The organism is Micromonospora sp. WMMD1102, assembly GCF_029626265.1.
Taxonomy (GTDB): domain Bacteria; phylum Actinomycetota; class Actinomycetes; order Mycobacteriales; family Micromonosporaceae; genus Plantactinospora.
On the sequence record NZ_JARUBN010000001.1, the window covers coordinates 7781164 to 7799816 of the forward strand.

Here is an 18653-nt window from a genome sequence, read left to right on the forward strand (position 1 = left end):
GAACCGTCCTCGGCCACACGCTTGTGTAGCTGTCCCGGTCCCAGCACCACGACGAGCAGGGCGTCAACCTGTACGGTGCCAATACCTGTCGCACCTGCTGTGAGCTGGGACTTCGTGAGGTTGGGGCACCTTCGTGGTCATGGTGTTCCGATTGATCTATCTGGTCGCGATCCGCGTGTTCGACGCTCTGCTCCTCGCCGCTCGCAGCGACCGCGCGGTGCTCGCGGAACTGCTGGCCCTGCGCCACGAGGTCGCGGTGCTGCGCCGTCAGGTCCACGGCCGACCACGCCTGTCCTGGCCGGATCGGGCGTTCCTGTCCGCGCTGGCCCGGCGGCTGCCCCGCGCGGTCCGCGCCCACCGGATCGTGACCCCGGCGACCTTGCTGGCCTGGCACCGCCGGCTGGTCCAATGCCACTGGACCTACCCCCACCGTGGCGGCCGACCACCCGTCAGCGACGAGATCCGCGAGCTCATCCGCCGGATGGCCCGAGACAACCCCCGCTGGGGCCACAAGAGAATCCAAGGCGAACACTGCTCGGGCTCGGCCACCGTGTCGGCCTCGGCACCATCCGCCGAATCCTGGCTTAAGGTCGCCTCGGCCCTGTCAAGCCCCGGGTTTGATGGAGAGTTGGTTAGCTGGTTTTCAGGGGTGCGGTGACGGGGTGGGTCATCACGTGTAGTGCCTCGTGTTCGGCGGGTGGGACGTGGCCGAGCTCGCCGTGCAGGCGCCGGTTGTTGTACCAGTCGATGTATTCGACGGTGGCTATCTCCAGGTCGTCGAGCCCACGCCACGGGCCCTTGTTGCGGACGAGTTCGGCCTTGTACAGGGAGTTGAACGCCTCGGCCATCGCGTTGTCGTACGAGTCACCCTTGGAGCCGACCGAGGCGACGGCACCGGCCTCGGCGAGCCGCTGGCTGTAGCGGATCGCTCGATATTGGACTCCCCGGTCCGAGTGATGGATCAATCCGCCCAGGTCAGCGCCTTGATTTTCGCGGCGCCAGATCGCCATCTTCAGCGCGTCGAGGGCCAGATCGGTGTAGAGCGACGTGGACACCTGCCAGCCGACGATCATGCGGGAGTGCACGTCGAGGACGAACGCGGCGTACACCCAGCCCACGGCGGTGCGCACGTAGGTGAGGTCAGCGACCCACAGCTGGTTCGGATGCTCCGCGGTGAAGTCACGTTTGATCAGGTCACCGGGGCGTCCCGTCTCGGCTGCGGGCCGGGTCGTGCGCGGCGACCTGTCGCGCAGCAGCCCGCGTAGCCCGGACTCGCGCATCAGCCGTTCGACCGTGCACCGGGCCACCCGCACCCCTTGGCGGTGCAGCTCATGCCAGATCTTGCGGGCCCCGTAGACACCGTAGTTCTCGGCGTGGATCTGCTCGATCATCGCGGTCAGTTCCTCATCGCGCCGACAGCGGGCGCTGGCGGGACGGGTCTTGGCGGCGTAGTAGGTCGACGGTGCGATCTGTGCCGGCGTGTCTTCGAGCGCCCGCAGGACCGGCTGGACACCGTGTTCGACCCGCTGGGAGTCGACGAACTCGACCTTCATCGCGACGGACGGTCCAACTCCGCCGCGAAGAAAGACGCCGCGGACTTCAGGATCTGGTTCGCCCGCCGCAGCTCACGATTCTCCCGTTCCAACGCGGCGAGGCGTTCGGCATCGCTGCTGGTGGTGCCCGGCCGGTCTCCGGCGTCGGTCTCGGCCTTCTTCACCCACGTACGCAACGCCTCAGGATGAACCCCGAGCTGACCGGCGATCCGACGGATCGCCCCGGTCGCGGAAGCCGGGTCCCGGCGGGCCTCGACCGCCAACCGGGTCGCACGCTCACGCAGCTCATCGTTGTACTTCTTCGGTGCGGGCATCGCTGGTGTTCCTCCCAGGTTTCGATGTCTCCATCAAACCCGGTGCGGAACAGGGTCCGCGAGCGCCGCTACCGTGGCCAGCCGAGCATGGCCGTGTCGGCGATCTCCTGGAGTTCGTCGGGGCCGAGGCCACCGGCGGCCTGGACGGCGATGCCGAAGCCCACCGTCATGACGTACCGGGCGAGTCGCGCCGGATCGGCGTCGGGCGGGAGGTCACCCTCGTCGAGGGCGCGCCGGAAGCGCTCCTCGAGACGTACGCCGGCGTCGTTGCGCCACTCGACGAGCACCTGGCGGGCGGGTCGACCGTCGTCGCCGGACGCCAGCGCACCCTGGACGGTCAGGCATCCGGAGGGTGCGTCGGGACGGGTCGTGGTCTGCACCGCGCCACGGAGGAGCGCCTCGGCCACCGCTCGCGCGGTCGGTTCCGTCAGGGCGTACGTCGCGTAGGAGGCCGGTCCCTGGCCGTACCGATGGAGGGCCTTGCGGAAGAGCTGTTCCTTGTTGCCGAAGGCCGCGTACATGCTCGTCTTGGTGATTCCCATCGCACCGGTCAGGTCGGTGAGGCTCGCGCCTTCGTAGCCGCGCGCCCAGAACACCTGCATGGCGCGCTCCAGCGCCTCGTCGATGTCGAACCCCCGGGGCGGCCGACGGCGGCCCTGCGGAACTCACCCATACAGTCAGCGTACTTCTCGGTACAGAACTGTCCGCGGCTACGGCTCGTCGTCGGCGTGCCCGGTTCCGGGGCGTCGGTTGGTCGCGGCGGGGTAGACGCGGGTCTCGGTGGCCTTGACGGCGACCCAGACCGGTTGGCCGGGTGCGAGGCGCAGTTGGGCGGCGGCCAGCGGGGTGATGTCGGCGGCCACCCCGATCGCTCCGCCGAGCTGTACCCGCAGGTTGTCGCCGTGCCGTTCGACGCCGGTGACGGTGGCCTGCCAGGTGTTGCGTGGGCTGCCGTCCGGGCGGTTCGAGTGCAGGGCGACGGCCGACGGTGGGAAGGCGACGAAGACGTCACCGTCGCCGCGTTCGCCGGTGGTGAGGGTGAACCCGGCACCGACGACGATGCTGTGCCCGTCGGCGTGGCCCCGGTAGAGGTTGAGCCCGACGAGCCGGGCGACGTAGTCGGTGCGGGGCTGGGCGGTGATGGTGGCGGCGTCCCCCTCCTGCACCACCTCGCCGTGTTCGACGATGACGAGCCGGTCGGCGAGGACGAGGGCGTCGAGCGGGTCGTGGGTGACCAGCAGGGTCGCTCCGGTGTGCGCGGCGAGGTGTCGCTGGAGCTGGGCGCGGGTGTCGAGCCGGGTGCGGGCGTCGAGCGCGGCGAGGGGTTCGTCGAGGAGCAGCAGCGCCGGGTCGACGGCGAGGGCGCGGGCCAGGGCGACCCGTTGGGCCTGCCCGCCGGAGAGCTGTCGGGGCTTGCTCCGGGCGTGTTCGGCCAGCCCCATCCGCGCCAGCCATTCGGCGCCGCGCTGCCGCGCCTGCTGCCGGGGCAGGCCGTGCCGGCGGGGCCCGAACGCGATGTTGTCCAGGGCGGTCAGATGCGGGAAGAGGAGGTAGTCCTGGAAGACCACGCCGATCGGACGCCGTTCGGTAGGCGTCCAGATCCGCCGGTCCGGGCGGTCGAGAACCCGGCCGGCCACGGTGAGGTGTCCCCCGGAGAGCGGCAGCAGGCCGGCGAGGGCACGCAGCGCGGTGGTCTTGCCCGCCCCGTTGGGGCCGAGAAGCGCGACGACCTCACCGGCGTCGACGGTCAGCGGCAGGTCGAGCCGGAACGTGCCGCGGTGCACGATCAGGTGGGCGTCGAGCACCGGGCCCGCTGCCGCCGGCCCGGACGCGCCACCGCCGCCGGACGCGCCACCGCCGCCGTGCGCGCCGCCGTACACGGTCAGGTCGGCGGTCACGGCGCGGTGATCCAGCGGTCGCGGAGGCTGGCGAGGATGGCGACGGAGACGGTGAGCAGGACCAGGCTGAGCACGATCGCGGCTTCCAGATCGGTCTCCAGGGCCAGGTAGACAGCCAGTGGCATGGTCTGGGTGCGGCCGGGGAAGTTGCCGGCGAAGGTGATGGTGGCGCCGAACTCGCCGAGGGCCCGCGCCCAGCACAGTACGGCTCCGGCGGCGATGCCGGGGGCGACCAGCGGCAGGGTGACGTGGGTGAAGGTGGTCCACCGACTGGCGCCGAGGGTGGCGGCGGCCTCCTCGTAGCGGGTGTCCGCGCCGCGTAGTGCGCCCTCGACGGCGATGATCAGGAACGGCATCGCGACGAACGCCTCGGCGAGTACGACGCCGGCGGTGGTGAACGGCAGGGTGATCCCGAAGGTGGCGTCGAGCCAGCCGCCGAGCAGTCCCCGGCGGCCGAAGACGAGCAGCAGGGCGACGCCGCCGACCACCGGCGGCAGGACGAGCGGGACGGTGACCAGGGCGCGTACGACCCGGCGGCCGGGGAACTCGACCCGGGCGAGCAGCCAGGCCAGCGGTACGCCGAAGAGCAGGCAGAGCAGGGTGGCCAGGGTGGCGGTCTGTAGCGACAGCCGCAGCGCGGTGACCACGCCCGGATCGGCGAGCCGCTGCGGCAGCGTGGTCCACGGGGTGCGGACCAGCAGCCCGACCAGTGGCAGCACCAGAAAGAGCAATCCCAGTGAGGCCGGCAGGAGCAACGCGACCGGCACTCGCCCGGTGCGTCTGGGGCGTGACGGTGGCGCTGCCTGGCCGGGCCGCGCCACCGCGTCGTCGAGCAGCGACATCGGCTACGGGGCCTGGAACCCGGCAGCGGTGAGGACGGTCCTGCCGGCGTCGGAGAGTACGTGGCTGACGAACGCCTGGGCGGCGGTCCTGTTGGGAGCGTTCCTGACCACGACGATCGGGTAGTCGTTCACCGCTGCGGCCGACTCGGGGAACTCGATCCCGTCGACGTCGGCGGTAGTGGCCTTCGCGTCGGTGCGGTAGACCAGCGCGGCGTCGACCTCGCCCAGTTTCACCTTCGACAGGGCGGCCTTGACGTCCTGCTCCAGGGTGACCGGGGTGAGTTTCACGCCCGCGGTGTCGAGGGCCTTCTTCGCGGCCGCCCCGCAGGGCACCTGCTCGGCGCAGAGCGCCACCTTGGCGTCGGGTCCGGTCAGTTCGGTCAGCCCGGTCACCCCGTCCGGGTTGCCCTTCGGCACCACGATGACGAGCTGGTTGCGTACGAAAGTCGTCGGTGTGCCGTCGCCGTTGCCGGCATCGGTGACGACCTTCATGTTCGCCGGGGCGGCGGAGGCGAACACGTCGGCCGGCGCGCCCTCGTTGATCTGGGTGGCCAGCGCGGAACTGCCGGCGAAGCTGAACGTCACCCGTACCCCGGGGTTCGCCGCCTCGAAGTCCTTGCCGATCCGGGTGAACGACTCGGTGAGCGACGCGGCGGCGAAGACCGTGACGTTGCCGGTCAGCGCGGCGCCGCCGGACGGTCGCGGGCCGGCGGAACCGTCCCCGCCGCCGCAGCCGGCCAGTGCGACCAACGCCGAAGCGGTGAGGCCGGCCAGGGCGGTGCGGAACCGTCGTCCTCTCACGAGCCGGTCCTTCCGCTGCTGACCGCGGGTGTCCCGCTACCTGCCGTGGATGTTCCCCTGCTGACCGCAGGTGTCGTGGGCCGTTCCACGACGACCGTGGTCGACTTGATCACTGCCACCGCCACCGAACCGACCTCGAGACCGAGATCGTCGGCCGCCTCGCGACTCAGCAGCGAGACCAGCCGGAACGGGCCGGCCTGGATGTCCACCTGCGCCATCACCGCGTCCTTGACCACGGCGGTGACGATGCCGCGCAGCCGGTTACGCGCCGACGACCCGTCGGTACGGCCGTCGGGACCAGTGGCCTGCGCGCGCACGAACCCGGCGAGGTCCACCCCGTCGATCATCCGGTGGCCGTGCTCGTCCCGACTCGCCGGCAGCCGTCCGGCGTCGATCCACCGCCGCACCGTGTCCACGCTGACGCCGAGCAACTCGGCCGCCTCACCCATCCGGAACACCGTCACGCCGTCAACCTAGCCGACCGCAACTGCCCCGGTCCATCGGCCAAATCTGCCGTATCCGCGATAGCCGTTCCCTTGTGGGGGTCGCAGTTGCACGGTGACGGATCGGTTGCGGTTCGAGGTTGGGCGGGGCCATGCCTCCGATGGCTCGCCCGCGATGACGACGCGGCCTCGAAATCCACCCGACTTCATTTATAGTTGTCGATGTGTTCGCCCAGGCGTCCGGTCCCATCCGCACCCGAGTCAGGACAGAGCCATGAAACGCATCCCACCGAGAGCCGTCGTCGCCGTCGGGCTCGCGATCGCACTGGTCGCCGGCCCGATGAAGGCACCGGCCATCGCTGCGGCGACCGTCCCGATCACGCTGACCGGCGCCAGCGCCACCAGCCCCAGCGCCGACGTCGTGATCGCCGGTCGGGCCGTGACGATCACCGCACCGGGCACCTACGAGGTCACCGGCACCCTCAACGACGGTTACCTGAACGTCGACACCTCCGCCTCGGGCACCGTCGAGCTGATCCTCAACGGCGCCACCATCACCAACTCCAGCAACGCACCGTTGCAGGTCGCCGACGCCGACCAGGTCGTGATCACGCTCGCCGCCGGCACCACCAGCCGGCTCACCGACGCGACCACGTACGTCTATCCGGACCCGAACACCGACGAGCCGAACGCCGCCCTGTTCAGCAGTGCCGACCTGCGGATCACCGGCACCGGGGCGCTGAACGTCCGGGGCAACGCGTACGACGGGATCACCAGCAAGGACGGACTGGTCATCGAGTCGGGCACGATCACCGTGAACGCGGTCGACGACGGCATCCGGGGCAAGGACTTCCTCGACATCACCGGGGGAACCCTCGACGTCACCGCCGGCGGCGACGGCATCAAGTCCGACGACACCGAGGCGGACCGGGGCCGGCTCGCCATCTCGAACGGCACCGTGCGGGTCAGCGCGGGTGACGACGCCATCAAGGGCGAGAACACCGTCGCCATCTCCGGTGGCAACGTCACCGTCACCAACGCCTTCGAGGCCGTCGAGAGCCGGCAGATCACCATCAGCGGTGGCAACGTCAACGTCACCGCCCGGGACGACGCGCTCAACGCCACCGAGGAAGGGTACGGCGACTTCGACGTGGCGCCGAACGCCTTCGTCCGGATCACCGGCGGGACGACCCTGGTCAACTCCACGATCGACGGCATCGACTCCAACGGCTCGGTGACCATCACCGCCGGCACGGTCGTGGTCAGCGGGCCGAGCACCGGCAGCCCCGGCGAGGGCGCGATCGACTCGAACGGCCCGGTCTACTTCAACGGCGGTACCGTGCTCGGGGCCGGATCGACCTCGATGGCGGTGCTGAGCGTGCCGCCGACCTCGGGCCAGGGCTGGGCCGCCCCGCAGCTGTCCAGCAGCCAGCCGGCCGGCGCCCTGCTCCACCTGGTCTCCGGCGGCCAGGTGATCGTCTCCTACCGTGCCCCCAAGAGTTTCCGGGAGGTGGTCTTCTCCTCCAACCAGATCCAGAACGGGCAGACCTACGACGTCTACCTGGGCGGCAGCCTCTCCGGCACCACCGTCGGCGGCATGGCCACCACCGGCGGCAGCATCGCGGGAGCCAGCCGGCTGATGACCGTCACCGCCGGGCAGTACCGTGGCGGCCTGGTCGGCTGGCCGCCCGGCGGCCCCGGTTGGCCGCCGCCGACCACCCCGCCGCCGACCAACCCGCCGACCACCCCGCCCACGCCGCCGAACCCGACCACCCCGCCGCCGGGCACCGGCGGTTGCACGGCCAGCTACGCCGTCACGAGCCAGTGGCAGGGCGGCTTCCAGGGCGACGTACGGGTGACCGCCGGCTCGTCCGCGATCCGGGGTTGGCGGGTCACCTGGACCTTCGGCAACGGCCAGACGATCAGCCAGTCCTGGAACGCGACCATCAGCGCCAGCGGCTCGGTGGTAACGGCGACGAACGTCGCCTTCAACGGCGCACTCGGCGCCGGGGCCAGCACAACCTTCGGATTCATCGGCACCTGGAACGGCAGCAACACCGCCCCGGCGGTGACCTGCACCGCGACCTGACCGGGTAGCGGCGGCGTTCGCCAGCGTCGGCGGTCCCGACGGCGCCAATCCTCCATCGGCGACCGCCGCTCGACCGGCGGAGCCCGGCACGACCCGGTGCCGGGCTCCGTGTTCCGGTGCGGATGCCCGCCGCGACGTCAGGCCAGCACTTCCACGGCGTCGCCGACGCTCACCGTACGACCGTCGCGGGTCGCCCCGCCCGGGTCGGCCCGCACGGTCAGCTGGAGACCGAAGAGGAGCTTCTGGTCGACGTTCCGCCGCGCGGCGAGCGTCCGTAGCGGCTCCCGGCCCCGCTCCCCGGTCTCCTGGTCGATCGTCGCGACCACGCAGCGGGGACACTCGGCGGCGCCGTGGAACTCGGCCCCGCCGATCCTGATCCGCCGGCCGACCCACTCGGCCTCCGCCCACGGCGCGGCACCACTGATCACCACATTGGGGCGGAACCGGGTCATCGGCAGCGGTCCCTCGGGGCTGTCCGACTCGAGCAGCCAGTCGTTGAACGCGTCCAGCGACGCGGTGTTGGCCAGCAGCAGCGGGGTTCCGTCGGCGAAACTCACCTCGGCGCCGGAGCCGGCCGGAACCTCCCAGGGCACGAGGTTGCCGGCGGGGTCACCGAGCCAGACCAGCCGAACGGCGCGTCCCAACAGCCGACCCAGCCACTCGTCGGCCTCGGGGCCGGCGGCGCGTACCTGTGCGGGGTACCGCCCCCGGTACACCAGGACCTGGCTCGCCTCGCCGTCGGTCGGTTCGGCCAGGTCGAGCGGGGCCAACCCCGGCGCCTCCAGGGTCAGCCCGCCGGGCCGGGACACGGCGCGCATCGTCACCAGTTCCCGGTGCTGGTGCTGGGACAGGCCGAGTCCGTGTTCGTCCACGATCAGCCAGCGCCGGTCGCCGTCCAGGCCCCACGGCTCGACCCGGGCCGAGTCGTGGTCCATCCGGCGACAACCCTTCACCGGGTACGTGTGAATCGAGACCACTCGCATCGGGTCAGGATGGCACGACGTGGCCTACAGCGGGGTAACCGCTTTCCGGCCAGCGCCCGGGTGCGGCGGTCGGCGCCGCGCGTACTCCTCCGCACCGTGCCCGGCCACGTACCGGCGACAGGTCACCGCGGGGACGGGAGCGGTGTCGCCTTCCCGCCGCAGGGCGGGGGGCGGGCTGGGTGTCGTTATCGAGACGGCCGACCGGTAGGTTGTTCCCTCGGTGTGCCGGGAAGTCTGGTCGGCGACATGATCGCCATGCCCATCGGACGGGAACCCCGGATGTCGCTGCTGTTGATCTTCGCCGTTGTGCTGCTGCTGGCGGTACTGCTGTCCGCGCTCGCGCACCGTACGGTGCTGTCCACGGCGGTCCTGTTCCTGGTCGCGGGCTTCCTCGTCGGGGACGGCGTCTTCGGTCTCGTCCACGTGACAGCCCGGTCGCCGGAGGTGGCGACGCTGGCGGAGCTGGCCCTCTTCGCGGTGCTGTTCACCGACGGGATGCGGGTCGGCTGGGCCGACCTGCGCGCGGCGTGGCGGCTTCCCGGGCGCGCTCTGGGCTGGGGGCTGCCGCTCACCCTGCTGGTCACCGCCGCCCTCGCCCACTACGTCGCCGGCCTGAACTGGGTCGAGTCCCTGCTGGTCGGTGCGATCCTCGCCCCGACCGACCCGGTCTTCGCCGCCGCGCTGGTCGGGAACGAGCGGGTCCCCGGCCGGCTCCGGCATCTGCTCAACGTCGAGTCCGGGGTCAACGACGGGCTGGCCCTGCCGTTCGTGGTGGTGCTGCTCGCCGTCGCCGCGCACGAGGACGACCTGCACCTGCCGATGCTCGGCACCGAGCTGCTGCTGGGCATCGTCATCGGGATCGCGGTGCCGTGGATCGCGATCCGGCTGGAACAGACCCGCTGGTTCGCCGTCTCCCCGCAGTACCTGCCGCTCAACGCCGTCGCGATCGGCCTGCTCGTCCTCGCCCTGGGCAAGGCCAGCCACGCCAACCTGTTCCTCGCCGCGTTCGCCGCCGGCATCACCGTCGCCACGGTCGGTCGCCAGCAGCGGGAGGCGTTCGAGCACTTCGGTGAACTGGTGGCCGAGATCCTCAAACTCGCCGCGCTGCTGGTGTTCGGCGCGCTGCTGTCGCCGGCGTTCTTCGCCGACGTCTCCTGGACCGGCTGGCTGTTCGCGATCCTGGCCCTGGTCGTGGCCCGCCCGGTGGCGCTGTGGATCTCGTTCCTCGGCGCGAGACTCGACCTCCGCGAGCAACTGGCCGCCATGTGGTTCGGACCGAAGGGTTTCGCCTCGGTCGTCTACGGCCTGCTCCTGCTGGCCTCCGGGATCGCCGGAGCCGAGCAGACGTTCGCGCTGGTCGCCCTCACCATCGTGCTGAGCATCCTCCTGCACTCCTCGACCGACGTGATCGTCGCGCGGGGCTTCGACCCGGATCTGCTGCCGGCCTGGCAGCAACGCCTGGAGACGCGGGGCCGCCGGCTGATCCGCAGGCGCTCCCAACCACCGAGCAGGAGCCGAACCCGCCGGGCGACTGACCGGCCGCCGGGGAACGACCGACCGCCGGGCGACTGACCGGCCTCGGTGGACTGGCCGGCCAGTCGGGCGGTCGACCGCCCGACCGGGAACGCCTCGTCGTTCGCCGGGCGGTGGACCGTCCGCCGGGCGCCGGACCGACGGCCGGAACCACGGTGTGGCCTCGGCCGCCGGCCGGCATGCCGCACGGAAGGGCGGCGGCGAAGGCGGCGGATCGGCACCCGCCGCCTTCGCGAAATCTCCACTCCGCTGCCCGAGGCGACGCTCGGGCCCGCCGGGACCTCGATCTGCCGGTCAGGCCGTGCTGGACAGGTCGCGTCTGCGGAAGGCAGCCACCGCGGCCTGGGTCACCGCGGCAGCGAGCGCGGTCAGCACGAGTACGGCGGCGACGCTGACCCCGTCGAGCGGGTACTCCCCGATGTGCTCGAACGGCGACAGGCGTACGGCACCGGCGGGGATGTCGAGGATCGGGGCGAAGAACCCGACGAGCAGGGCGTAGCCGAGGACTGTCCAGATCGCCGGCAGTGCCCGTGGTACGGCCGCGTACAGCGTCGCGGCGGCGGCGAGGACGAGCCAGACCGCCGGAGTGTGGGCCAGGTGGCCGAGCACGAGGCCGCCGACGAGTCCGGCGTCACCGGTGCTCACCGCCGCGCCGACCCCCATCCCGGCGCCCGCGACGAGCAGCAGCCACGGTACGCCGGCGGCGGTGACGGCGAGGTGGCTGCCGATCCAGGCGCGGCGGCCGACAGCCGTGGCGAGTACCGGCTCGGCGCGGCCGTCGGTCTCCTCGGCGCGCAACGCGTGCACGGCGAGTACGGCGAAGATCGTGACGGTGAAGGCCATGGTCAGCCCCATCAGGCCGAGGAAGCCCGCCAGCAGGTCCTCGGAGCCGCCCATCACCGCCACCAGGTCCTCGGGCGCGTTCGCGAAGCCGTCGAGCATCGGCTGGGTGAACGATCCGTAGGCGAGGCCGCTGACGAGCAGGGCGGCGCTCCAGCCGGTCAGGCTGGCCCGCTGCAACCGGAAGGCGAGCGCGAGCGGGCCGGCCAGCCAGCCGGCGGCGCGGGGCGAACCCGGGCGGGGCGGGATCAGGCCCGCACCGAAGTCGCGACGTGTCGACAGCGTGTACCCGACGGTGGCGGTGACCGCCGTGAACGCCAGCGAGATCGCCAGCGGCCACCAGCGGTCGTGGACGTACGGTGCGGTCTGCTGGGACCAGCCGAGCGGTGACAGCCAGGACAGCCAGGCCGGGCCGCTGCCCTGGACCGCCGCCATGTCGCCGAGGCCGCGCAGCAGGAAGGCGGCGCCGAGAACGGCACCGGCCAGGCCGGCGGACGCCCGGGGGTACTCCGACAGTTGGGCGGTGACCGTGGCGATGCCGGCGAAGGCCAGCGCCACAGTGCCGACGGAGAAGCCGAACAGCAGCGAGCCGCCGGCGTCGTACCCGTTGCCGGTCATCACCGCGCCGACCAGCAGCGCGACGAGCCCGCCCATCAGGGCGGTGAGCAGCAGTGCGGCGGTGAGTTGGGCGTGCCGGCCGACCACGTTGGCGCGGACCAGCTCGGCCCGGCCGGTGCGCTCCTCGGCCCGGGTGTGCCGCACGACGGTGAGCAGCCCCATCAGCCCGGCGCCGAGCAGCAGGTAGAGCCCGTACTGGCCGGCGAGGAACCGTTCGATGCTCAGCTCGTCGTACCCGAAACCGGGCCCGCCGAACAGCGCGCCCACCGGACTGTCGGAGAACGCGGTCAGCCCTTCCAGGTCCTCCGGGCTCTGGCTGACGCTCTTCAGAGCGGCCGAGTAGTAGACCATCATCAGGGTCAGTCCGAGGACCCATCCGGGGAACCGGATCCGGTCGCGTCGCAGCATGAACCGCAGCAGGGTGCCGGTCCCGGTGAACACCGTCCCGGGTGCGGCGGCGGGGTGGTCGACGGTCCTGGTGGTCATCACGCCACCTCCGGCTCGCGGTCGTGGCCGAGCCGGTCGTCGTAGTGGCGCAGCAGCAACTGCTCCAGGGTCGGCGGCCGGGCGGTCAACCCGTGCACACCCAACTCGCCCAACTGCCGTACCACGGTCGGAAGGTGCTCGGCGTCGACCTCGAAGTGGACGTGACCGTCCTCGACCCGCAACCGGTGTACGCCGGTCAGCCCGGCGAGCGCGTCGGCCGGCCGGTCGACGGTCGCCTCGACCGAGGTACGGGTCAGGTGTCGCAGCTCGGCCAGCGAGCCGGTTTCGACGATCCGGCCCTGTCGGATGATCGAGATCTGGTCGGCGAGGACCTCGACCTGGGCGAGGATGTGGCTGGACAGCAGGACGGTGCGGCCGCTGGCCTTGGCCTCGCGGATGCACTCCTGGAACACGGCTTCCATCAGCGGGTCCAGTCCGGCGGTCGGCTCGTCGAGCAGGAGCAGCTCGACGTCGCCGGCCAGCGCCGCGATCAGCGCGACCTTCTGCCGGTTGCCCTTGGAGTAGGTCCGGCCCTTCCGGCTCGGGTCCAGGTCGAACCGTTGGCACAGTTCGTCGCGGCGGACCGGGTCGGTGCCGCCGCGCAGCCGGGCGAACAGGTCGATCGCCTCGCCGCCGGTGAGGTTGGGCCACAGCTCGACGTCGCCGGGTACGTAGGCCAGCCGGCGGTGCAGCGGTACCGCGTCCTTCCACGGGTCGTGACCGAGCATGCGGGCCTGTCCGGCGTCCGCGCGCAGCAGTCCGAGCAGGATCCGGATGGTGGTGGACTTTCCGGCGCCGTTCGGGCCGAGGAAGCCGTGCACCTGGCCGGTCTCGACCGACAGGTCGAGCCCGTCCAGCGCCTTCACCCGGCCGAAGGACTTTTCGAGATGGTGGATGTCGATGGCAACAGTCATGGCGGTACGTCCCGTTCCAGGCAGGCCAGGGAAGTCGGAGCGGCCCTGGGCAACGTGTCGTCGGAAGGTGCGAGAGAGAGCACCCCTGGCGGGGTGTGTGTGGTGACTAGCGGGCGGCGTCGGCCGCGGCTCTCTCCGGCGGATCCGGGACGTACATCAGGTAGTCGTCGAGCATCGACCGGTCGACGAGCAGTCCCTGGGCGAAGAGCTCCAGGGCGGGCAGCGTGATCTCCTGCACGTAGTGCCGGAACAGCGTGCGGAACGACTCGGGCCCGGCCGTCGCGCCGTGGGTGGTGAACCACAGCAACGCGCCACCCGTCGCCTGGTAGGCCAGGTATCGGGCCCGGGCGGCCCGGTCACGGCTGGGTCGGACCACCCCGGCCGCCTCTCCGGCGGCCAGGTACTCCCCGGCGTCGGCGATCATCTGCTCGAGCAGGGTGGCCGCCAGCTCGCCGCCGGCCTGGAGACTGCGCAGCAGATAGCGCACCACCGGCGCGAACCGTTCGACCTCGGCCAGCTGGGCCAGGAACATCGACGCGGTGCCGTCGGTAAGCGTCTTCGTCTTCTGCTCCCGCACGACTGCCAGCACCTGCTCGTCACAGGCGCGACGCAGGCCGTCCTTCGAACCGAAGTGGTGCACGACCAGGCCGGCGGTGACGCCCGCGTCCGCGGCGATGGCCCGCAGTCCGACCTGGAAGCCGTCCTGGCCGAACCGCTCGACGGCGGCGTCGCGGATCCGGTCCGCGGTGGCGAGGTCGCCGTCCCGCGCACCGGAAACCATGTCGGCCGATGCCACAGCACTACGTTAAACACTCGTTCAATCGACCGCAAGCCCGGACGCCCGTGAACCCGGAGCAGCACGACTTGACGAACGTCATGTTATCGCTCACAGTCGATGTTCAAGGACGGCGATGTGTCGGCTCACCGGGCGAGCCTGCGTCGTCGGGCCTTCGCTCAGGCGTTATGGCGAGGGCAATCGGGACACCTTGTTAACGCTCACACTAGCGACGCAGGTTCTCGCCATGCGTCGCGGTCGATCCGTCACCGCCGCGTCCTCGGCAGGTGGCGGTCCGGCCGTTCGGCTTCTGGTCTTGAGGAGGATCATGTCTGCCTTCGGTGGGTCTCCATCGACCGCGCCGCCACTGCGGCGACGCGGGTACTTGAAACGGGTCGTCGCCGTCGGCGCGGCGACGGTGCTGCTCGGCGGTGCCGTCGCGGTGGTGGCGTCGACCCCCGCCGCGGCCGCGACCGTCGACACGAACGCGTGGTACGTCCTGGTCAACCGGAACAGTGGCAAGGCGTTGGACGTCTACAACCTGGCCACCAACGACGGTGCGCGGATCACCCAGTGGGCCAGGAACAACGGCAACCAGCAGCAGTGGCAGTTCGTGGACTCCGGTGGTGGTTACTACCGGGTGAAGTCGCGGCTGTCGGGCAAGGTGCTGGACGTCTACAACTTCTCGACGGCGAACGGCGCGAACATCGTGCAGTGGGCCGACGGCAACGGGACCAACCAGCAGTTCCGGCTGGCCGACTCCGACGGCGGCTACGTGCGGCTGGTCAACCGGAACAGCAACAAGGTGGTGGAGGTGCAGGGCGCCTCGACCGCCGATGGTGGCAACGTCGTGCAGTACGACGACTGGAACGGCGCCAACCAGCAGTGGCAGCTCGTCCGGGTCGACGGTGGCGGAACCCCCACCACGCCGCCGACCACGACCCCGCCGCCGACCGGTACGTGCAACCTGCCGTCGTCGTACCGGTGGTCGTCGACCGGTGCCCTGGCGCAGCCGAGGTCGGGTTGGGTGTCGTTGAAGGACTTCACCTACGCCCCCTACAACGGTCAGCACCTCGTCTACGCCACCACGCACGACACCGGGACCTCGTGGGGGTCGATGAACTTCGGCCTGTTCTCCAACTGGAACCAGATGGGCTCGGCCAGCCAGAACGCGATGTCGTCCGGAACCGTCGCACCGTCGCTGTTCTACTTCGCCCCGCGCAACATCTGGGTGCTCGCCTACCAGTGGGGCGGGACCGCGTTCTCCTACCGCACCTCCAGCAACCCGACCAACGCCAACGGCTGGTCGGCCCAACAGACCCTGTCGACGGCGAGTATCTCCAACTCCGGGACCGGGCCGATCGACCAGGCCCTCATCGGCGACGACCAGAACATGTACCTGTTCTTCGCCGGGGACAACGGCCGTATCTACCGCTCCAGCATGCCGATCGGGAACTTCCCCGGCAGCTTCGGCTCCAACTACACCACGATCATGACCGACAGCACGAACAACCTCTTCGAGGCCGTCCAGGTCTACAAACTCCAGGGCCAGCAGCGGTACCTCATGATCGTCGAGGCGATCGGCTCGCAGGGTCGCTACTTCCGCTCCTTCACCGCGACCAGCCTCGGCGGCTCCTGGACCCCGAACGCCACCAGCGAGAGCAACCCCTTCGCCGGCAAGGCCAACAGCGGCGCCACCTGGACCAACGACATCAGCCACGGCGAGCTGATCCGGACCAACGCCGACCAGACCATGACCGTCGACCCCTGCAACCTCCAACTCCTCTACCAGGGCCGCTCCCCCAACTCCGGCGGCGACTACGGCCTGCTGCCCTACCGCCCCGGACTCCTCACCCTGCAACGCTGACCAACCAACCAACCATCTGACCGTCTGACCCACGACCCGCCCGACGGGCCCGGGACGAACAGGGCGGGCTCGGCACCAGCCGAGCCCGCCCTGTCAGGTACGGGGCGTGGCTTGCGGTGACGAACCCGGCGCCCCACGTATCGACTGGATCGAAACAGGTCGTTGGCACACATGCTGGCAATCGCATGTTCGCATCCGCGATGTCGGGGCGACATCTGCTGTTCCCGGTGCGGCACGAGGTTGACCTCGACGTTCTGACCTGCAAAGGGAGCAGCAGATGGGCCACGGCCACCCGCACCACCAGCACCATGACCGGGAGCATGCGGCCGGCGCCGACCTGCCGCCGGCACTCGACACCGCCGTACCCGACAGCGAGCTGTCGCCGGCGGACGTCTCCCGTCGTGGCTTCCTGCGCCGCGCGGGGCTGCTCGGTGCCGGCGCCGCCGCCGCGGCGAGCGTCCTCGGCGGCACGCCGGCGCACGCGCACCGCCACGACGACGAGCACGGGGACGACCACGACCCGCAGCACCAGGGGAACGTGACGGGCGAGTTCACCTGGCTGGCCGGTGACCACCACATCCACACGCAGTACAGCTCGGACGCCCAGTACCGGGTGATCGACCAGGCCCGGCACGCGCACGCGTACGGACTGGACTGGATGGTCGTCACCGACCACGGCAGCGTCACGCACGCCAAGATCGGCGTGGCGAAGGTGAACCCGGACATCGTCGCCACCCGGGAGAAGCTCAGGGACCTCCTCGTCTTCCAGGGCCTGGAGTGGAACATCCCGGCCGCCGAGCACGCCACGGTCTTCGTCCACCCCGGACGGAACGAGGTCGCGGTACTCAAGGAGTTCGAGGACGCGTTCGACGGTTCGGTCAAGGGTGCCGGCGCCTCGTCCCCGGCGAACGAGGCGCTCGCCATCGCCGGCATCAAGTTCCTCGGCGAGCAGGTACGCCGCCGCCGCGTCGACGGTGCGCTCTTCCTGGCCAACCATCCGGCACGGCGGGGCATCGACTCGCCGCACGAGATCCGGGCCTGGCGGGACGCCGACCCGACCGTGGCGATCGGCATGGAGGGCGCCCCCGGCCACCAGGCGGCCGGACTGCCCCGGGCGAGCGCGGGACGCAACCGCGGCTACTACGACAACAGCCCGTCGGCGGACTCGTTCGCCGGCTACCCGCCGGAGAGCTACCGGACCTGGGGCGGCTACGACTGGATGACCGCCACCGTCGGCGGGCTCTGGGACAGCCTGCTCGCCGAGGGGAAGGCGTGGTGGATCAGCGCCAACTCGGACTCGCACGTCAACTACCTCGACACCTCGCAGCGGGGGCCGGACGGCAACTTCGACCGCGACGGCAGGTACGCCGACCCGGTGTACGGGCCGCTGCTGACCGAAGCCGGTGACTACTGGCCGGGCCAGTACAGCCGTACCCACGTCGGTGCCAGCTCCTTCCGCTACAAGGCGGTGATGGACGGGCTGCGCGCCGGGCGGGTCTGGGTGGACCACGGTGGCCTGCTCAAGGGGCTCGACGTGCGGGCCCGGGTCGCGGGCGACCGCCGGAAGAACTCCGGTACGACGCTCGGCGGGGTGCTGCGGGTCAAGCGGGGAACGGCGGTCGAGGTGACCATCGACGTCGACCTGGCCGACACCCCGAACTGGTCCCAGTTCGTGCCGGTACTGGCCCGGGTCGACCTGATCGCCGGCAGGGTGACCGGCCCGGTCTCCGACCAGGACACCTTCACCGCGCCGGACACCCGGGTCGTCAAGTCCTTCGAGGTCGACGGGCGCACTGGCCGGGTCTCGCTGCGCTACTCGTTCGGCCGGGTCACCGAACCGTTCTACCTGCGGGTGCGGGGCACCGACGGCAAGCGCAGCCAGCCCGGTCTGATGGGTGCCGGCGTCGACCCGGTCGGTCCGGCGCTGGACGTGGCCGGCGCCGCCGACCCGTGGCAGGACCTGTGGTTCTACGCCAACCCGATCTGGGTGCTGCCGAGTTGACCACCACCGCCGCCGGGCCGGTGCACGGGTTCAGCCTGGGGCACCGCACGGACCGGGAGGCCGAGCACTGGCTGCGCGGACACGTGCAGCCGCTCGGCCTGCCCGGCCTCGTCGCCTGCACACACCTGGTGCGGGTGCCGTACCCGCACGTCGCGATCAGCCTGGCCGCCGACACCGACCTCCCGGCTGGCCTGCCGGGCACCGACCCCGGACACCGGGCCGCCGCCGGGCACGCCGCCGCCGAGCACACCGCCCGGCGGTCCGGCCGGGCGGTGTTCTTTCCCGGCGTACCGCGACTGGTCGGCACGCTCAGCGTCGCCGAGCTGCTGGCGGTCAGCGCCGTCGAGCGGGTGGTGCAGCTCGGCGGGCTGCCGGTCGACCCGGAGACACCTGTCGAGACCCGGGACTTCGTCCGGCCGCACTGGCGCGACGGGCTGCTGACGCTTGTCACCATGCCGGTCGCCGGGGGTCGGCTGGCGCCCTTCGAGGTGCCGGAGCCGACCCCCTGCTGCGCCGACCACTAGAGGCCACACCCGGCCCTGGCTGTTCCCGGTGGCCCGGAAGGCCCCGGCGACGACGGCGACATCGTCGAGTGCCCGGGCGTGGGGGAGGAACCCCTTCCTTCGGGTGCATTGCCGCTGGTCGCCCGGCCAGGTCGGGCCCGTGGACGTACCGTCCGGACGGGGCCGGGCCGA

At 71.3% G+C, this 18653-nt stretch carries 15 protein-coding genes and 2 pseudogenes; 6 read left to right on the top strand and 11 right to left on the bottom strand.

The annotated features are described in order from the left end of the window. Positions 1-133: 133 nt before the first annotated feature. Entirely contained in the window at positions 134-658 is a 525-nt protein-coding gene (locus tag O7626_RS35395; RefSeq protein WP_278065323.1) for a hypothetical protein, read from the top strand. On the opposite strand, the pseudogene O7626_RS35400 reads toward O7626_RS35395, so the two are convergent. From O7626_RS35400 to O7626_RS35425, 6 genes and pseudogenes are all read right to left on the bottom strand, one after another. Continuing rightward, positions 633-1867, bottom strand: a pseudogene (locus O7626_RS35400) (IS3 family transposase). The gene O7626_RS35395 and the pseudogene O7626_RS35400 overlap by 26 nt on opposite strands. A gap of 68 nt (positions 1868-1935) precedes the next feature. Then, on the bottom strand, positions 1936-2469 hold the full coding sequence (locus O7626_RS35405; protein ID WP_278065324.1) for a TetR/AcrR family transcriptional regulator: 534 nt from the start codon (positions 2467-2469) through the stop codon (positions 1936-1938). Between the two features lie 108 nt (positions 2470-2577). Next, positions 2578-3672, bottom strand: a complete 1095-nt coding sequence (locus O7626_RS35410; RefSeq protein WP_278066460.1) for an ABC transporter ATP-binding protein — start codon at positions 3670-3672, stop codon at positions 2578-2580. Between the two features lie 89 nt (positions 3673-3761). Continuing rightward, positions 3762-4607: an ABC transporter permease gene (locus O7626_RS35415; RefSeq protein WP_278065326.1), complete on the bottom strand. Its 846-nt coding sequence runs from the start codon at positions 4605-4607 to the stop codon at positions 3762-3764. Positions 4608-4610: 3 nt separating this feature from the next. Beyond that, positions 4611-5348, bottom strand: coding sequence for a molybdate ABC transporter substrate-binding protein (gene modA / locus O7626_RS35420; RefSeq protein ID WP_278066461.1), 738 nt, complete (start codon positions 5346-5348; stop codon positions 4611-4613). Between the two features lie 56 nt (positions 5349-5404). Beyond that, positions 5405-5872, bottom strand: coding sequence for a TOBE domain-containing protein (locus O7626_RS35425; protein ID WP_278065327.1), 468 nt, complete (start codon positions 5870-5872; stop codon positions 5405-5407). 253 nt (positions 5873-6125) lie between these two features. Here O7626_RS35425 and O7626_RS35430 point away from each other — a divergent pair, with 253 nt between their 5' ends. Beyond that, entirely contained in the window at positions 6126-7940 is a 1815-nt protein-coding gene (locus tag O7626_RS35430) for a carbohydrate-binding domain-containing protein (protein WP_278065328.1), read from the top strand. Between the two features lie 137 nt (positions 7941-8077). Here O7626_RS35430 and O7626_RS35435 read toward each other — a convergent pair whose 3' ends face one another. Next, positions 8078-8923 (bottom strand): MOSC N-terminal beta barrel domain-containing protein, encoded by an 846-nt coding sequence (locus tag O7626_RS35435; RefSeq protein WP_278065329.1) that lies wholly within the window; start codon positions 8921-8923, stop codon positions 8078-8080. 279 nt (positions 8924-9202) lie between these two features. Here O7626_RS35435 and O7626_RS35440 point away from each other — a divergent pair, with 279 nt between their 5' ends. Beyond that, on the top strand, positions 9203-10495 hold the full coding sequence (locus O7626_RS35440; protein WP_278066462.1) for a cation:proton antiporter: 1293 nt from the start codon (positions 9203-9205) through the stop codon (positions 10493-10495). A 255-nt stretch (positions 10496-10750) separates the two neighbouring features. Here the strand turns inward: O7626_RS35440 and O7626_RS35445 are convergent, their stop codons facing one another. The 4 genes and pseudogenes from O7626_RS35445 to O7626_RS41640 all read right to left on the bottom strand — a co-directional run. Beyond that, positions 10751-12400 (bottom strand): ABC transporter permease, encoded by a 1650-nt coding sequence (locus tag O7626_RS35445; RefSeq protein WP_278065330.1) that lies wholly within the window; start codon positions 12398-12400, stop codon positions 10751-10753. Continuing rightward, entirely contained in the window at positions 12400-13314 is a 915-nt protein-coding gene (locus O7626_RS35450) for an ABC transporter ATP-binding protein (RefSeq protein ID WP_278065331.1), read from the bottom strand. The genes O7626_RS35445 and O7626_RS35450 overlap by 1 nt, the downstream gene beginning before the upstream one ends. 106 nt (positions 13315-13420) lie before the next feature. After that, entirely contained in the window at positions 13421-13846 is a 426-nt protein-coding gene (locus O7626_RS41635; RefSeq protein ID WP_347404880.1) for a hypothetical protein, read from the bottom strand. Positions 13847-13924: 78 nt separating this feature from the next. Then, positions 13925-14095: pseudogene (locus O7626_RS41640) on the bottom strand (helix-turn-helix domain-containing protein); the annotation flags it as partial. 322 nt (positions 14096-14417) lie between these two features. Here O7626_RS41640 and O7626_RS35460 point away from each other — a divergent pair. From O7626_RS35460 to O7626_RS35470, 3 genes are all read left to right on the top strand, one after another. Continuing rightward, complete coding sequence (locus O7626_RS35460; protein WP_278065333.1) at positions 14418-15956, top strand: non-reducing end alpha-L-arabinofuranosidase family hydrolase; 1539 nt, start codon at positions 14418-14420, stop codon at positions 15954-15956. 277 nt (positions 15957-16233) lie between these two features. After that, positions 16234-17958 carry a PHP domain-containing protein gene (locus tag O7626_RS35465; RefSeq protein WP_278065334.1) on the top strand — a complete coding sequence of 575 codons (1725 nt, stop codon included), beginning with the start codon at positions 16234-16236 and terminating at the stop codon, positions 17956-17958. After that, a complete protein-coding gene (locus O7626_RS35470) occupies positions 17955-18482 on the top strand; it encodes a hypothetical protein (RefSeq protein WP_278065335.1) in 528 nt (175 codons plus the stop codon). The genes O7626_RS35465 and O7626_RS35470 overlap by 4 nt, the downstream gene beginning before the upstream one ends. Positions 18483-18653 lie beyond the last annotated feature (171 nt).

What these genes read in the sequence shown, in the direction of transcription:
- O7626_RS35440 (WP_278066462.1), top strand. Translation starts at nt 9,203, where the DNA reads ATGTCGCTGCTGTTGATCTTCGCCGTTGTGCTGCTGCTGGCGGTACTG.
- O7626_RS41635 (WP_347404880.1), bottom strand. Translation starts at nt 13,846, where the DNA reads ATGTTCCTGGCCCAGCTGGCCGAGGTCGAACGGTTCGCGCCGGTGGTG.
- O7626_RS35415 (WP_278065326.1), bottom strand. Translation starts at nt 4,607, where the DNA reads ATGTCGCTGCTCGACGACGCGGTGGCGCGGCCCGGCCAGGCAGCGCCA.
- O7626_RS35435 (WP_278065329.1), bottom strand. Translation starts at nt 8,923, where the DNA reads ATGCGAGTGGTCTCGATTCACACGTACCCGGTGAAGGGTTGTCGCCGG.
- O7626_RS35405 (WP_278065324.1), bottom strand. Translation starts at nt 2,469, where the DNA reads ATGCAGGTGTTCTGGGCGCGCGGCTACGAAGGCGCGAGCCTCACCGAC.
- O7626_RS35430 (WP_278065328.1), top strand. Translation starts at nt 6,126, where the DNA reads ATGAAACGCATCCCACCGAGAGCCGTCGTCGCCGTCGGGCTCGCGATC.
- O7626_RS35450 (WP_278065331.1), bottom strand. Translation starts at nt 13,314, where the DNA reads ATGACTGTTGCCATCGACATCCACCATCTCGAAAAGTCCTTCGGCCGG.
- O7626_RS35460 (WP_278065333.1), top strand. Translation starts at nt 14,418, where the DNA reads ATGTCTGCCTTCGGTGGGTCTCCATCGACCGCGCCGCCACTGCGGCGA.
- O7626_RS35465 (WP_278065334.1), top strand. Translation starts at nt 16,234, where the DNA reads ATGGGCCACGGCCACCCGCACCACCAGCACCATGACCGGGAGCATGCG.
- O7626_RS35445 (WP_278065330.1), bottom strand. Translation starts at nt 12,400, where the DNA reads ATGACCACCAGGACCGTCGACCACCCCGCCGCCGCACCCGGGACGGTG.